Raw genomic sequence first — 14,858 nt, forward strand, 5'->3', positions numbered from 1 at the left:
AAACTATCAAAAGAGAGAGAGGAAGATGGGGGAAAATGAAAAAGAGAATCAAAAAAAATGTTACGACCCTAGCAGTAACAACGGGTCTTGTAACTAGCGTATTTAATCCAATTTCTATTCAACACAATGTTCATGCACAATCAACGTCAAAAGTTGAACAAGTTTTATCGGCACTTACACCAGCTCAACGTGAGGCGATTAAACAATTAAAAGTTAGTGACAAAGAAGGTCTTCAAGTATCACCTGATTTAGATTTAACAAGTGATGCACCAACTTCAATTATTGTTGAATTTAAGGACAAGCCTGCACAAACAGCGGTAATGGTGGCTGAGACGGAAGGCACAACTCTTTCTGAATCAGATGCACAAGCAAAAGTAGATGCTTCACACGAAACGTTTGATAACGATTTAAAAACGATTTTTAGTAAAGAGCTAAAAGAGAAGAAAAATCCATACAAAATTAAACGTTCATACAAAAAAGCATTTAATGGGGTTTCAATGACACTCCCTGCTAATAAGGTAAAATCTTTACTTAAATCGGATGCTGTTCAAGCAGTATGGAGTGATTTACAAGTTCAATTAGATGATCCAACTGTTAAAGAACAAGCCACTGGGCAACAAGGTCCAACGCATAATATGGTAACGTTTCCTGGTGTTGAAAAACTTCATGAAGAAGGTTATACAGGAAAAGGTGTAAAAATTGGTATTATTGATACTGGAATTGATTACAATCACCCGGATTTAAAAGATGCTTATAAAGGTGGTTACGATTTCGTTGATAATGACAATGATCCGATGGAGACAACATATGCGGATTGGAAGAAATCGGGACAACCTGAAACAAATGCTGGTGAAGCCTACTATACTGAGCATGGAACGCATGTAGCTGGAATTATTGCTGGACAAGGTAAAAACAACGCAGACTATGCGGTAACAGGTGTAGCACCTGATGCTGATATATACTCTTATCGTGTTCTAGGCGCATATGGATCTGGTCAAACTTCAGCAATTTTAGCCGGAATTGACAAAGCAGTTTCAGACGGAATGGATATCATTAGTATGTCACTTGGAGCAAACTACAATGACCCATTATTCCCTACGGCAATTGCAGTAAATAATGCCGTGCTAACAGGTGTAACAGCAGTAGTAGCAGCAGGTAACTCTGGAAATAAAATGTATACTTTAGGTTCTCCAGGAAATGCACCTTTAGCAATTACAGTTGGAGCAAGTGATACATCTGTTACGATACCACAATATACAGCAACAGCACATTTATCAACAGGAGATTCACCAGCTGATCTGAAGTTAGCCGCACAAGGTAATGCTGATAATATAGCTGATTTCCAAGGACAAACATTACCAATGGTGAATGTAGGATCTGGTGCAGAAACTGCTTATTCAAAACGAATTTCAAACGATGTATATGAACCGATAGATGTAAAAGGAAAAATCGTACTTGCACAACGTGGTAACCTTGCAATCGCAGATATCGTCCGTACAGCTAAATCTCACGGAGCAAAAGCTGTCGTTTTACTGAATACACCTGGAGATACGTTACAAGATGTATTTTTAGGAAACACATATGGTTATATTCCAACATTCTTATTAAGCAACAAACAAGGTAATGCTATTTACACTCAATTACCTCTAGCTGGAGTAAATCAAGGGAAATCTATTGACTTTACATTTGGTAATATGAGCCAAACTGTCACGATGGGTAATAAATTAGCAGATTTTAGCTCTAGAGGCCCATCTCGCGTATTATATGATATTAAACCAGAAGTAACAGCACCAGGGGTTTCTGTATTCTCAACTGTTCCTGCCTATATGCATAAGGACGATAATGGGAATGCATTAACGGATTATCAAAATGCTTATGAGCGCTTATCTGGTACATCAATGGCTACACCAAACGTTTCTGGAGTTGCAGCATTATTAAAACAAGCTCATCCAGACATGACACCAGCAGATATTAAAGCATCACTTATGAATACAGCAGATCCACTAAATGATAAATATAGTGTGTATGAAGTAGGTGCTGGACTTGTTAATCCGTACAAAGCTGTTCATTCACAAATGGAAATTCAAGTAAAAGACAAAACTAAAACATTTAGTGGTGACGCTAATAATTCTGATAGTACAATTACGCTTGCAAGTAAAGGTATTAAAACAATTAAAAATATTACTGGAGCATTAAGCTTTGGTGAACAATCTATTGATGGCAAAAATCTGACAGATTCACGTTCAATGACTTTATTTAATAAAAGCTCTGAAGATAAAACTTTTGATGTAAAAGTTCAATTCCAGACATTGGATGGTCGATTTACAAATGACTCTAGAGCAGACCAAGATGCTGCTGCTAACGGCGTTACATTAGATGTGAAATCATCTGTTAAAGTGAAACGATACAGCAGTGCAAATATGGATGCTACAATTAACGTTCCTAAAACTGCTAAACTTGGAACATATGAAGGCTATGTAGTATATACAAATCAAAAGAATCCTGATGAAACATATAAAATTCCATTTGCTATTCATACAGTAAAAGAAGGTATTGCATATGTAACTGGTAATCCATCAGCATTTACATTACCATATGAAGCGGGAAGTAATGCAACAAGATGGTCGATTGGAGTAAACTTTAAGCTAAACTCTCATATGCGTAATTTTGATTTCTTCCTAGTAGATCCAAAAACAAACGAAGAGATTGGTTACCTTGGTTCTGCAGATGGAATGGGTGCAGATGAAAATATTGAATATTATTTCCAAGGTGTTTTGAATAATGGTCAATATTATCCATTAACTGGAAATGCAGAAAACCCAATTGCATTCGATTATAAGGAAGTTGACCCAGGATTATGGAAAATTAGATTAGTAGGTACAAATGATAATGGAGAAACCTTCTCTAGTGATGCACCAGTTTATTATGGTGAGAAAGAGCCAAAGGTTACGATGAACTATGAAGCTGGACAAATCGTTGAAACAGCTAATGCAACTGATAAAACTGTTTCAGTATCAGGTACTGCATTTGATAAAGACATAGCTGAAATGCAAGCAGCAGGTATTACTGCTTCACAAGGCGAGAATAAAATGTATTATTATAATCCGAATAATTCTGCTGAAATTAACATCCCAGTAGACCAAAATGGTAACTTTAATAGCTCAATTCCATTGGCTACAGCTGGACCAGTATCATTGCCAATTACACATTATGATTTTTATGACAGAAATAAATCAACTGTTGAAAATTATGGAAGTGTAAAAGATGTCTATTTCGTGAAAAAAGGAACTGCTTATACTACGGCAATTTCTGATAAACAAAGAATCAACATGGGCGATTCAACGACGGTTAAATTCTCTTCAAAAAATGTAACTACAAATGTAAAGCAAGCGGTATATTCTTTCCTATATCCAAGTCAATTCCTTGATGTGACGAAAGTACAACCGAACGCTGGATTCAAAGATAAACTTAATGTTCAATATACTACAGAACCTTTTAATGGCTCGCTGACTAAAATGACGATTACTGCAACGGCGACTGGAGACCTAGTGAATACTGGAATAGCTGGAGATGCATCATTAGTAGATGTGACATTTAAGGCAAAAGATAAATACTATAAAGGTCCAATGAATTTCTACGATCCAACGGGTGCAAGTTTATTCTTTAAAGCAGTTTATACAAATGTAGATAATAGTACAGTAACTACTCAAGGTATCCAACCTTATTTCTATGTTACTCCTACTTATTCACTAATGAGGGGATCAGTTCAGCCGGAAGGATTAGTTACAGGGATTGGCACTGCAGGAGTAGTTGTTGCGAAAAAGATTGACTTTAACAAAGCTGGAACAAAAATTAGTGTGAAGGATTCCGATGGAAAAGAATACGGAGTATCTGATCCTTTAGGAAATAGTGTAACCGCACCAAATGGATTTACAACTAGATTACCAATCACAGATAAACCGTTTACATTATCAATTGACGTACCAGGACATTTCACATTCAAAAAAGATTTTACAGTTGGTTTGAAAGAAGACGGTAAGGTTACAGCTGGATCTAAACCAGTTGATTATAGCTATATCCCTGGTGGAGATGTTAATAAAGATAATGTAATTGACGTGAAAGATGCTCTATACATTCAAACGTATTGGGGAACAAATAAACGTGATGCAGATATCAACTATGATGGCGTAGTTGATGAGAAAGATATGCAGTACGTAATTAATAACTATTTAATGCAAAATCCATGGAACGACAATGCAGGTAAACCAGTTAAGAAATATAAAGGAAAAGATTTAGATGGTGTTTTAACTGATCTAGGATTATAAATCAGTGATCGGAAAGAAAGATAAAAGTTTATATAAATAGAGGTATAATTACCCAGAAATCACTGGTAAAAATGGTTCTAAGAATGGATTACTGAATGGAACGGCAGTGGTAAGTTTCAGTCGAATATAGAATTTATGTCAAATGAAACAAGGCAATGGTGTAAACGGATGCGTTGGAACGAAAAAATATACTGGTAGAGGGAAAAGAGTCATAACGACTCTTTTTTTTGTTTAAATTAGAAGAATAGTAAGAAAAAATTAAATATTACTTTATACGGTGTGAAGAAAATTGGTGGAAAGATAAACCTTGTATGGGTAAATTTTGGTTAATATGATGTATAATTAAAAATATAATAGAAAATGTTCTGACTGGGAATAACGTTTGTTCTCAATCGAGAACAAAATAAAAGTATAGGAGATGAGAAAATGAATTTTAAGAAGACAAGCTTAAAAATCGGTTCTATTGCACTATGCGCTTCACTGTTAGCAGTTCCGTTTACTTCGAATGCTTCAGCCGCAACAAAAAAAACAGTTGTAGATACAACCAAGCAAGGTACTGCAATAGCTGCATATTATTATGTTAATGGAAAGAAAATTGAAATCCCTAAAGAGGATCTTGTAAAATTAACAACTGCGGGAAGTACTTACAAATTACCGAATGATCCGCTTAAACCTAAAACGAAAACAATTACTACCAATGGAGTGCAATGTATAGCTGGATATGAGTATGATGGAAGATTAATATCTGGTAATTTTGAAAATAAAAAATCAGGAACTAGATATGCAAATACAACAAGCTCTAATATGAAAAAAGTTTCTCAAATTGGTTCAGAACAAACCATCAATGCAGGATTCAGTGCTTCTGGAGAATTTAAGTGGGGTCCAGTAAAAACTACTGTCGGTTTTGATATAAGTGCTGGACAAAAATGGTCAACAACTGAATCATCTGAAGTTACAATTAAACCAGGCAAAATGGGATGGAATGACTACGGTTCATATAAAGAATCATGGACAGGTACATATTATTACTTAACAAACTCTTGTGGTCAAACATCAAAAGTAACAGTTTCACCTTATGGTCCTAAATATAAACTGGCAGTAGCTAGGGAATCAGCTATTCCGCCGGGTGTAACAAGCGCAAGCGTATCAAAGTAAAATGAAAAGAGCGATTTGTTTATCTCAAGCTATTATTCTACTTATTACCCTAGCAGGCTGTACACCATTTAATTCAAAAGATAATAATCTACAAAAAACAAGCAATTCACAAGAAGTTAGCAAAATTAAACAGAATCGTGAATTAGAATTAGTTGCTGTAAAAGAAGCTACTGAGAAAGATTCTTCACCTTCTAAAGCAGCTATCCACCAGTATGAGTTTCATTTTAAAGATAACTCAAAATCGAGTCCTTCAAAGGATTCAATCGTAAATGAAGCCACATTAGGAAATAGAAGTATAGTCATATTGAATACTCAAGAACTGGATTGTAACTTTGCTGTATTTGATTATGAAAATGAAAAGAATTTATGGAGAATCCGAAGTTTGATTACTTTAGATGTGAAGAATGGACAGTATTTTAAAGATAAAGGTGGTTTAAAATTACCTTTTGAAAAATTTGTAGTTGCCACATCTACTGATTCTAATCCAGAGATTTGGTCATTTGCAGATCATAAAAATATCGTAGCAGTTGCTAAATATAAAGAGTTTCCTTTCGAATCATCTGGTATAAATACCTTAACAAGTGATAGTGGTAAGAGAAAATATTATTCTTACAAGAAAAACAAAAAAGAATTTATATTCTACCACGATTCTGAATATATCGTAGTTATATCAGGTAATTTAGCATTTAAAGATATGATAAAGCTTGCAGATTCTTTACCGACTGTTAGCTCAGCGAACTTTCCAAGAAACAATTAGATAATAAAGTAAAAAGAGCAAGAGGAGCCGGGTCATATTTTAGGAGTCGGTGTGAAAAAATTAAACTGAAATTTACGATTGAAGATCCTAATGGAAATGTGGTTGACACTTGGACAGAAAAAAATAATGAGAATGCTTATAAAGTATGGGCTCCAACAGCTGACATGCCTGCTGGAAAATACAAAGTGACATGTGAGATGGAAGATGAAACGGGTCTAAAAATTACTGCAAAAGTATGATATATGACTGTGGTAAAACCGTAGTATATTAAACTAAAAAAACCTCAATCCGATATGAGTCTTAGTTTGATTGAGGTTTTTATTTTCGGAAATAGGGTTAAGCCTATAGTACGAGTGGGTTTATATTAATCAAAAAAGCTATCAATTCCTTAAATCAGGAATGATAGCTTTTTTAATTATTGTACTACTGTTATTTTTTTAGGTGTAGAAGTAATTTTAAATCCATCCTTCGTAACTACATCAGCAGAGATATAGTACGTGCCATTCGGAAGGTCAGGCTTTGGTACCCATGTTGTATGGATTTCTTTTTCATTTTTAAATGCAATCGTATCGACGACATTACCATTTGCATCTTTTACATTGAATGTCCAATCACTTCTATTTTGAGCAAAATAGTCGATATCTGCTTGTCTATCTTTATTTATTTTAGTTGTAGGATATACACTAGCATTTGAAAGAACCATCCAATCACTCATATATTTTCGACTCTGATCTCCCCAGACTGTGTATGAGTGATTAAATGCATTGTCAGCTCCAATAACGACAATACTTTTCGGTTCTGTATTTACTACTAATGTTTGTGCTGAGCCTGGCATATAGTTATTACCGTCAACCCAAACAGATGAAGCAACATAACCACTTCCGTTTTCGTTATCTGTACCTTTCCATGAAATTTCATATTTACCATTAGTTGGTGTTACTTTTATATCTGTAACCTTTGGTAGAGTAGAATCTACTTTTACTGGCATTTTTACTTCTTGTGGTCTAGCACCTGGATAGTCTAGAGTTGTTCTGATTACATATTGATAAGTTCCATCAGGTACAAGATTGCCTAACTGATCAGTCATATTCCAATAGTAACTGTCAGCATAAGAATAATCACCGTATGACATAATATTTTTTCTAAATTTCCAAGGTGTTCCTGTAAATTCACTAAAGTCTCCTAAATAATTAACGATTTTTCCTGATTGGTCTTTAATATACATTTCAGTTTTTTGTAAATTTCGTAATGCTGTAAATCCAGCATATATACCTTGTAAATGATAGTTCGGAGAGATGGCAATTTTATTTAAATTGAAAGTTCCAGTTTTACCATCATACCCCTTTGGTGCACTTCCAGAATATTCATCCCATAGTGCCGTATAGCCTAAAAATGCATCTTTATCCCATGCTGGAGCATCTATATTACGTGGTTCATCCCATTTTCCGTAAAAGCCCATATATGGAACTGATATAGTAACTGCTTTACTCTTGTCAACAGGAACTAGACGTACAAATCCTTCTACGAAACTATTATTCTTTATTGAATCAGGTAAAGAAACATTCACAGTTAACATTTTTGATTGGCCAGGTTTAATTTTTAGTAATGCTCCAGTTTTATCTGTTACTTTATTATCATTTACTGTGATCGATGCACCTTGAATTCGTTCACTAGTTAAAGTTAGATAATCTTTTGAATCCATCGTTCCATCGTTATCTAAGTCAAATTGCTTCGTTTCAGTTTTATCCTTAAGCAAGTCAACATAAACATTGTATTCAATATCAGCACTATTATTTTTACCTTTAGGTGCATCAAAAGCATCTACGTTTAATTTAAAACTTGTATTTTTGCCGATTTCTTTTAATGCTACAGCGCCAGCTTGTTCTAAAGGTGTGTTTCTACTTGTAACAATAATCGGAGTGTTGATTGCATTTTGAATTTGCATTAAACCAGCGCCTTGTAAGCGAGGAGAATAAGGAACCTCTCCATTAGTTTTTGGATCCATTACAATACTTGATGTGTTCATTAATGCAATTTTTGCTTTTAAAGCGGTATCTTCAGAATGTTGTAGCCCTTTTTCATAAAGTGACTGTAACACTAAAGCTGAACCACCCGCAACATGAGGGGTTGCCATAGATGTTCCACTCATCACTTCATAATCATTTCCAGGTACAGTTGAATAAATATTTCCACCAGGAGCAGAAATTTCAGGTTTAAAATCTAATGTTGATGGCGTACCATACGATGAAAAACTAGACATTTTGTTTTTGTTAACATTATCGACCCAAGTATCGCCCGCTAATTTCATTTTTACAATTTGTCCACTTGTTAGTTTATTTATTAACTCTTGCCCTACTGCTTTACCAGTTGTAGCAGCCGGGATGGAGTACTCGCTCCAACCCAAGTAAGGATAATCAGGTAAATCATCAGGTGGAATTGCAATTACTGCTTTAGCTTTAGCTCGTGCAGCATTAAATTGTAAGAAGGAGTAGTAAGTATATTGATTTTTGAATTTTGCTACTACAATTTTTCCTTCTACATTTTTATTAGTAAAATCAGCATTAGATGCTCCTTCGCCGACATATACTAGTTCATATTCCTGACCAAGTGTCAAGTTTTTAGAAAGCTTAAAATTAACACTTGGGGCAAACATTGTTTGATCTTGGAAAGGAAGTTTAAAACCACTTGCATCACCTAACGTGTTTAAATGCATTTTAGTATTTTCATAGGATGCAACCGATAAAGCATATGGGCTGACTCCTGGTGCACCGACTGTCCCAATATCAGGATCTTCTGCATAAGGTTGTTGGGCAGAAGGAAAAGGTAATGGATAATCAGTACTGTATGCCGAATTACCCGCCGCTACTACTACGAGGCTACCATGTTCTGTTGCAACTCGAATTGCTTTTTGAATAGGGTCGTCATCTTCACTAACATATCCTGCATCTACACCTAAACTCATATTGATTACATCTGCGCCCATTGTTACAGCATGTTCAATACCAGCAATAATATCGTCCTCGTAAGCAGCTGCATCATTATCCGAGAATACTTTCTCAGCCAATAATTGTGTACCTGGAGCTATACCTTGAACGCCACCAGTTGAGTCATCACCATTTGCACCGACGATTCCTGAAACATGTGTACCATGTGGACTACCATCACCTCTAGGGATTACATCAGTATCGTGATCAGCCCAGTCATAACCAGTAGGAACTTTATCTGTATACCAAATATCACCTACAGCTGTAGCATCCAATTTACTTTGAATTCCACTTTTAGTTAATTTTTCCTTTTGTTTACCCTTTTCCGTAATCGTCATATCCTTATGTGTGTAATCAATACCCGAATCAATAATAGCTACAAGTAATCCCTCACCTTGGTAACCATATTGACTCCAAACCTTTTGAGCTTGTACTAATTCTTTGCTTGCTGCCATCGTTTCGTGGAATGTTCTTGCAATATGTACGCTAGTTACACCAGGAGTTTTCTTAATCTCGTTCAAGTTTTGATACTCTGTCTCAACACTAAATCCATTAAATCCTTCATAAAAGCGTTGTTTTAGCTTTGGAGAATGCGATTTAGCCCTATTATTCTTTTTGATTCCGTCCATTACTTTGTCTTGCTTTTCTTTGAATAATGATCTTTTGTTAGCAGATGTAAGATTAGTAGTTGAAGGCTGTGCAACTTCAACGATAAAACGAACTTTATCAGTTGGTTTATAATTCTTTTCTGCTTTTTGACCATCTTTATATAGGTTTTCTTTCCCTTTTTGATCTAGTTTATGCGGTTCTTGAAAGTTAAGTGGTTTAGAAAGTGGTGTTGATTGTTTTGCAGATGCGAGTGCAGTATAAGATGAAAAAATTAAAGATGATAAAGCTGCGGTAGTCATTACTTTAAATGCATTCATTTTACTGATTTTCATTAAAACTCTCCTTTTCAATATGAAAATTTGTCAATAATCGTATTTCTTAAACACGCTTTTAAGAGAATAGTAGGTTTTTAAAGATAAATGTTTGGAAATGTTAAACCAACTCTTATTTTGGGTGACTAATTAAATACAATTATTAATATATATCCCACTAAATTTTAAGTAAATTGGGGAAATTCCACACTTTTAATATGTGAATCTTCTGACTATATATACAGAAATAGACAATTTCCGAACTTGGTTAATTATTCCAAGACAATTATTTTTAGGGAATCTGTTAGAATTTGGTGAAAAAACATTATTTGCTGGACTATTGATTTGGGGAAATTTTGTCAAAATCAATTATTTTTTAATGATTCGATTAAAAAAAGTTAAAGTTTTTTAATAAGTGTAGGCTTAGGTTTGGGAAATCGCACGATTATTTTTAAATTACATTTTTAAAGGGAGGTTATTAGAAGAAACTGTTACATTAAAATAGGCACATAATCGGACCCTCATTCATAATACTACGATAAAGGTTACTTTTAGCAGGATGGTGGTTGAAATGGGAGACGAGTCTAAAGCATTAGTGGGATCTGTGATTGTATCGATTGGAACAATTACAGCTGCAATTGGCTCCACGCCATCTAACTATATAAAAAGTAGTGTTCGTGATGACTTATCTATAATCGGAAATGTTTTGCAGGCTACAGGAAATGGAATTGATGCTGATGTTGAGGGTACTGTACTCAGAGCACCTGGAAAATTAATAGGAGCAAGCGGAAATATTACTGTTCTTTCAGGACTGGTTTTCGACATTCGAAAAGAAGCATCCTATAAATTATTCATTGCAGGAAACTTGTTACAAGCTTTAGGGCAAGGCGTTAATATTGGAGATGTAGTTGACCTTACTCCTTTCCCAGGTCAGGCCGAAAACATTGTAGGGAGCCTAACATCATTTGTTGGAAACTCTTTACAGGCAATTGGATGGTCAGAAGCATTATATGATCTTAAAGAGGATGAAACGAAGCTTAATTATTATGAGGAATATCTAAAAAAAGTAACGGCTACCGAATCCGAAACATTGGTTGCAATAGGAAGTTGGATTCAAGCAATTGGTACTGTTATTTCAGTAATTGGGGTAGTGAAAGAAGTAAGTGGCGCAAATTAATCGAAAAAAGGTAATTTACGAATGCTACGAAACTTTGAGGAATTTGAGTTTAATAAGTTATACGTACATTAGTATAAAATATAGACAGAAGCGGGGATCAATTGTTCACGCTTTATTTGTATTGATCGGTTTTTAGCTCAACTATGATAAAATGCATTAAAAGTAGAAAACAAACGATAATTATAGAAGAGTTTTTAGTTAAGTTACATAAATTAAATAAAAAAACTTTTTATCCCCGTATCTTTTTATACTTCTATTCCGTTTATAGGTTAGAGAGTGTTAATAAAGGAGTGAACATAAATGTCTAGTAAGTTTAGTCTTCACAGCATAGAAAAGGAAAAACAGGATGAAGCAACAGTTGAATTCTATTGGAAGAATTACTATCCTAAATTGCAACGCTATTGTCGATTTCTAGCCCAAAATGAATGGGATGGTGACGATATTGCGCAGGAAGCTTATTTTAAAGCAATAAAATATTATAGTAAGGAAAAAATGAATTCAGCTTTATTAAATAAAATAGCTTATAATCATTGGATTGATACTTTACGAAAAAGAAAAGAAGAAACGATAACTCCTGATTTTGAACTTTCTAAATATGCAGCTAGTCATCTGATTGATCATAAAATGAATAGTGTGGATCTCTTACTTAAACATTTTACTCCAAAACAAGCGGTTATCTTTTTTCTAAAAGAAGCATTTCAATACAAATCTAAGGAAATAGCAGACATTTTAGGAACAACAGAAATAGCCATAAAATCTAGCCTGCATCGAGCGAAAAAGCGTCTAGATAAAACGAACAAAGAGGAACAATCCCTTTCTGTTGACTATTTTTGGAATGAGGAAGAACGCATGAAGCTTGAAGAAATTTTTCATTCAGCTTTAGAAGTCCAAGATCCTACCGTCTTAATTCAAGCGATCCCTTCCTTTGATCGAATTATAGAAAGTCCTAAAATGCTATTCGGTAATTTCCAATCAGCTCGAACTCAAACTCCTTCAAGCACTCTCTGCATGGCTGCATAGCCAATTAACGCTTTAAAGGAGGATTTTTAAATGACGACAGTTCCTTATGTAATTGAACAATCTAATCGTGGCGAACGTTCATATGATATTTATTCCCGTTTGTTAAAAGATCGAATTATTATTATCGGTGATGAAATAAATGATCATGTAGCAAATAGTGTAGTTGCACAATTATTATTTTTAGCTGCAGATGCACCTGATAAAGAAATTTCACTTTATATAAATAGCCCTGGTGGGTCAACTTCAGCAGGATTTGCGATTTATGATACGATGCAATATATAAAGCCCGATGTTAGAACCATTTGTACGGGAATGGCAGCATCGTTTGGTGCAATGCTTTTGCTGGCAGGAACAAAGGGGAAACGTTTTGCACTTCCAAACAGCGAAATCATGATTCATCAACCATTAGGTGGGGCAAAAGGCCAGGCAACAGAAATTGAAATATCAGCACGCCGTATTTTAAAATTACGTGAACATATTAATCAAATAATTGCCGACCGAACAGGACAGTCAGTTGAGAAGGTGGCAAAGGATACAGATCGTGATTATTTTATGAGTGCAGAAGAAGCGAAAGAATATGGAATAATTGATGAGATTCTATATCCAAATAATTAGCTTTATAAATTAACTAAAGTAAAAAGGTTAGCGATGCTAGCCTTTTTTTCGTGCACGGAGACAAGAATTGTTTTTACTTGTTTAAAAATGTAAAAATAATACCGAGATTACTATAACGGGAGATTGTAATTGGAATGAATAAGCTAATTTTCTATGAATAGCATTAATTAGTACGTTAAAAGTTGCTCTTACTAAATACAATAAATTAGAAGTGGGGGATAAAAATGACTTTCAAAAAGAGTATAGCAAGCTTTATGCACCGAGGCATTACAGAAGAGAATACTTACTTCTTTTTAAATGATTTTGCTTCCATCTTAGTAAGTGGGGAAGATACAAACGGAGCATTTTGCGTCTTGCACTGCAACGGTAAAAAAGATGGTGGACCTCCTCTTCATGTACATGAATTAGAAGATGAAACGTTTTATGTATTAGAGGGAGAAATTACTTTTTTTATTGGTAAACATACAATTTTGGCAAAGGCTGGAGATTATGTATTTGCACCTCGAGGAATTCCCCATACATTTAAAGTGCGTTCTGAAGATACTAAATTTATTGTTACTGCTTATCCATCAGGTTTTGATCAATTTGTAAAAGAACTATCTGTACCATTTTATAAAGGATTCAAAAAGCCTGAAGGTCCTCCATCAGCTGAAAAACTTCATAAGTTAATCGAGGTGTCAAAAAAATATAAAATTTCTTATCCAAGTTTATAAATTTAATAGAAGACTATGTTCTCCTTGGAATCTTATGTATTCTTTAATTAAATGGTTTTCTTAGGAAAAGAGGATACGATCATGAAAAAAAAGTTAAACCCAATTGAAGCAGCACAACATTTTATTGAAAAGTACTTTCCAAAGTGTCAGGGAGCATTACTAGCAGGCAGCGTAGTCCGCGGCGAGGCAACAGAAACATCTGATCTCGATATTGTTATTTTCGATAAAAACTTTAGCTCTTCATATAGAGAGTCATTAAAAGAATTTGGTTGGGACATAGAAGTTTTTGTACATAATTTATCATCATATAAACAATTTTTTAAAAGCGATTATGAGAGAGCTAGACCTTCACTTCCAAGGATGGTTTCAGAGGGGATGATCTTAAAGGATGAAGGCGTAATTGAGGATATTAAAAAAGAAGCAAATGATTTGTTAGAAAAAGGTCCAGAAAAATGGTCAGAAGATACGATCAAAATAAAGCGATATTTTATTACAGATGCACTAAATGATTTTAAGGGTTCCTCTAAAAGAGCGGAAGAAATATTTATAGCCAATACACTAGCCGAACTAGTAAGCGAATTCGTTTTAAGAACAAATTGTAAATGGATTGGTTCATCAAAATGGGTCGTGCGTTCATTGAGAAATTATAACGAAGAATTTGCTAACTGTTTTGTAAAAGCTTTTAATTCATTTTATACGACAGGCGAAAAGAATCAGGTTATCAAATTAGTGAATGAAGTTTTGCAACCATACGGAGGGCAGTTATTTGAAGGTTTTTCTTTAGGCAAAATGTAGCTTTGTAATTCAATCGTATGCATGTTAAGTAATAGGGGTCATTTATGACTCTTTTTATTTTGGAAAGATTTAAAAGCTTTACATTAAACTATTAAACTTTCTTTAATAATTATATTTATTATAAAATCCATAATTTTTCGATGTTTCTCTTGCAATATAGTAGGTAATTTCTCCTGTTTTTTCGTCAAGGTTATCGAATTCTAGCTAAAAAATTATTTATTTTGTTTTATTTTTCCCAATTTTCAGTTTTATTTTCTCTTTCAAAATATAAAAAATCCGACAAAAAAATATCTTTTTTTCCATAAAATAACATGTATTTTGCATATGTCTAACGTTTCTATGTATAAATATGATGAAAAATTTTACAAAAGAACTAAGTAGATTCCCCCAATATACG

10 protein-coding genes are annotated in these 14,858 nt (G+C 34.2%); 9 read left to right on the plus strand and 1 reads right to left on the minus strand.

Annotation, left to right across the window (positions count from 1 at the left end):
* The first annotated feature begins 35 nt into the window (after positions 1–35).
* The 4 genes from ACFWM3_RS00655 to ACFWM3_RS00670 all read left to right on the plus strand — a co-directional run bounded on the left by ACFWM3_RS00655 (position 36) and on the right by ACFWM3_RS00670 (position 6,476).
* Entirely contained in the window at positions 36–4,325 is a 4,290-nt protein-coding gene (locus ACFWM3_RS00655) for a S8 family serine peptidase (protein ID WP_390309657.1), read from the plus strand.
* A 426-nt stretch (positions 4,326–4,751) separates the two neighbouring features.
* Positions 4,752–5,480, plus strand: coding sequence for a hypothetical protein (locus ACFWM3_RS00660; protein WP_390309659.1), 729 nt, complete (start codon positions 4,752–4,754; stop codon positions 5,478–5,480).
* 1 nt (position 5,481) lies between these two features.
* A complete protein-coding gene (locus ACFWM3_RS00665) occupies positions 5,482–6,237 on the plus strand; it encodes a hypothetical protein (RefSeq protein ID WP_390309661.1) in 756 nt (251 codons plus the stop codon).
* Positions 6,238–6,335: 98 nt separating this feature from the next.
* Positions 6,336–6,476 (plus strand): hypothetical protein, encoded by a 141-nt coding sequence (locus ACFWM3_RS00670; RefSeq protein WP_390309662.1) that lies wholly within the window; start codon positions 6,336–6,338, stop codon positions 6,474–6,476.
* 176 nt (positions 6,477–6,652) lie between these two features.
* Here ACFWM3_RS00670 and ACFWM3_RS00675 read toward each other — a convergent pair whose 3' ends face one another.
* Positions 6,653–10,162 (minus strand): S8 family serine peptidase, encoded by a 3,510-nt coding sequence (locus ACFWM3_RS00675; RefSeq protein ID WP_390309664.1) that lies wholly within the window; start codon positions 10,160–10,162, stop codon positions 6,653–6,655.
* 550 nt (positions 10,163–10,712) lie between these two features.
* On the opposite strand from ACFWM3_RS00675, the gene ACFWM3_RS00680 reads away from it, so the two are divergent.
* The 5 genes from ACFWM3_RS00680 (at position 10,713) to ACFWM3_RS00700 (ending at position 14,461) form a co-directional block, all read left to right on the plus strand.
* Positions 10,713–11,318: a DUF6944 family repetitive protein gene (locus ACFWM3_RS00680; RefSeq protein WP_390309665.1), complete on the plus strand. Its 606-nt coding sequence runs from the start codon at positions 10,713–10,715 to the stop codon at positions 11,316–11,318.
* A 300-nt stretch (positions 11,319–11,618) separates the two neighbouring features.
* The gene (locus tag ACFWM3_RS00685; RefSeq protein ID WP_390309667.1) at positions 11,619–12,338 is read left to right on the plus strand and encodes a sigma-70 family RNA polymerase sigma factor; all 720 of its coding nucleotides are present in this window, start codon (positions 11,619–11,621) and stop codon (positions 12,336–12,338) included.
* 30 nt (positions 12,339–12,368) lie between these two features.
* Positions 12,369–12,953, plus strand: a complete 585-nt coding sequence (gene clpP, locus ACFWM3_RS00690; protein WP_056473411.1) for an ATP-dependent Clp endopeptidase proteolytic subunit ClpP — start codon at positions 12,369–12,371, stop codon at positions 12,951–12,953.
* 224 nt (positions 12,954–13,177) lie between these two features.
* The gene (locus ACFWM3_RS00695; RefSeq protein WP_390309669.1) at positions 13,178–13,666 is read left to right on the plus strand and encodes a quercetin 2,3-dioxygenase; all 489 of its coding nucleotides are present in this window, start codon (positions 13,178–13,180) and stop codon (positions 13,664–13,666) included.
* An 81-nt stretch (positions 13,667–13,747) separates the two neighbouring features.
* Complete coding sequence (locus tag ACFWM3_RS00700) at positions 13,748–14,461, plus strand: nucleotidyltransferase domain-containing protein (protein ID WP_390309670.1); 714 nt, start codon at positions 13,748–13,750, stop codon at positions 14,459–14,461.
* Positions 14,462–14,858: the final 397 nt, after the last annotated feature.

It is taken from the genome of Gottfriedia sp. NPDC058432 (assembly GCF_042721555.1).
GTDB lineage: Bacteria > Bacillota > Bacilli > Bacillales > Bacillaceae_G > Gottfriedia.

Coding starts and splice junctions, on each gene's coding strand:
- ACFWM3_RS00680 (WP_390309665.1), top strand. CDS start 10,713: ATGGGAGACGAGTCTAAAGCATTAGTGGGATCTGTGATTGTATCGATT.
- clpP (WP_056473411.1), top strand. CDS start 12,369: ATGACGACAGTTCCTTATGTAATTGAACAATCTAATCGTGGCGAACGT.
- ACFWM3_RS00700 (WP_390309670.1), top strand. CDS start 13,748: ATGAAAAAAAAGTTAAACCCAATTGAAGCAGCACAACATTTTATTGAA.
- ACFWM3_RS00675 (WP_390309664.1), bottom strand. CDS start 10,162: ATGAAAATCAGTAAAATGAATGCATTTAAAGTAATGACTACCGCAGCT.
- ACFWM3_RS00665 (WP_390309661.1), top strand. CDS start 5,482: ATGAAAAGAGCGATTTGTTTATCTCAAGCTATTATTCTACTTATTACC.
- ACFWM3_RS00660 (WP_390309659.1), top strand. CDS start 4,752: ATGAATTTTAAGAAGACAAGCTTAAAAATCGGTTCTATTGCACTATGC.
- ACFWM3_RS00695 (WP_390309669.1), top strand. CDS start 13,178: ATGACTTTCAAAAAGAGTATAGCAAGCTTTATGCACCGAGGCATTACA.
- ACFWM3_RS00685 (WP_390309667.1), top strand. CDS start 11,619: ATGTCTAGTAAGTTTAGTCTTCACAGCATAGAAAAGGAAAAACAGGAT.
- ACFWM3_RS00655 (WP_390309657.1), top strand. CDS start 36: ATGAAAAAGAGAATCAAAAAAAATGTTACGACCCTAGCAGTAACAACG.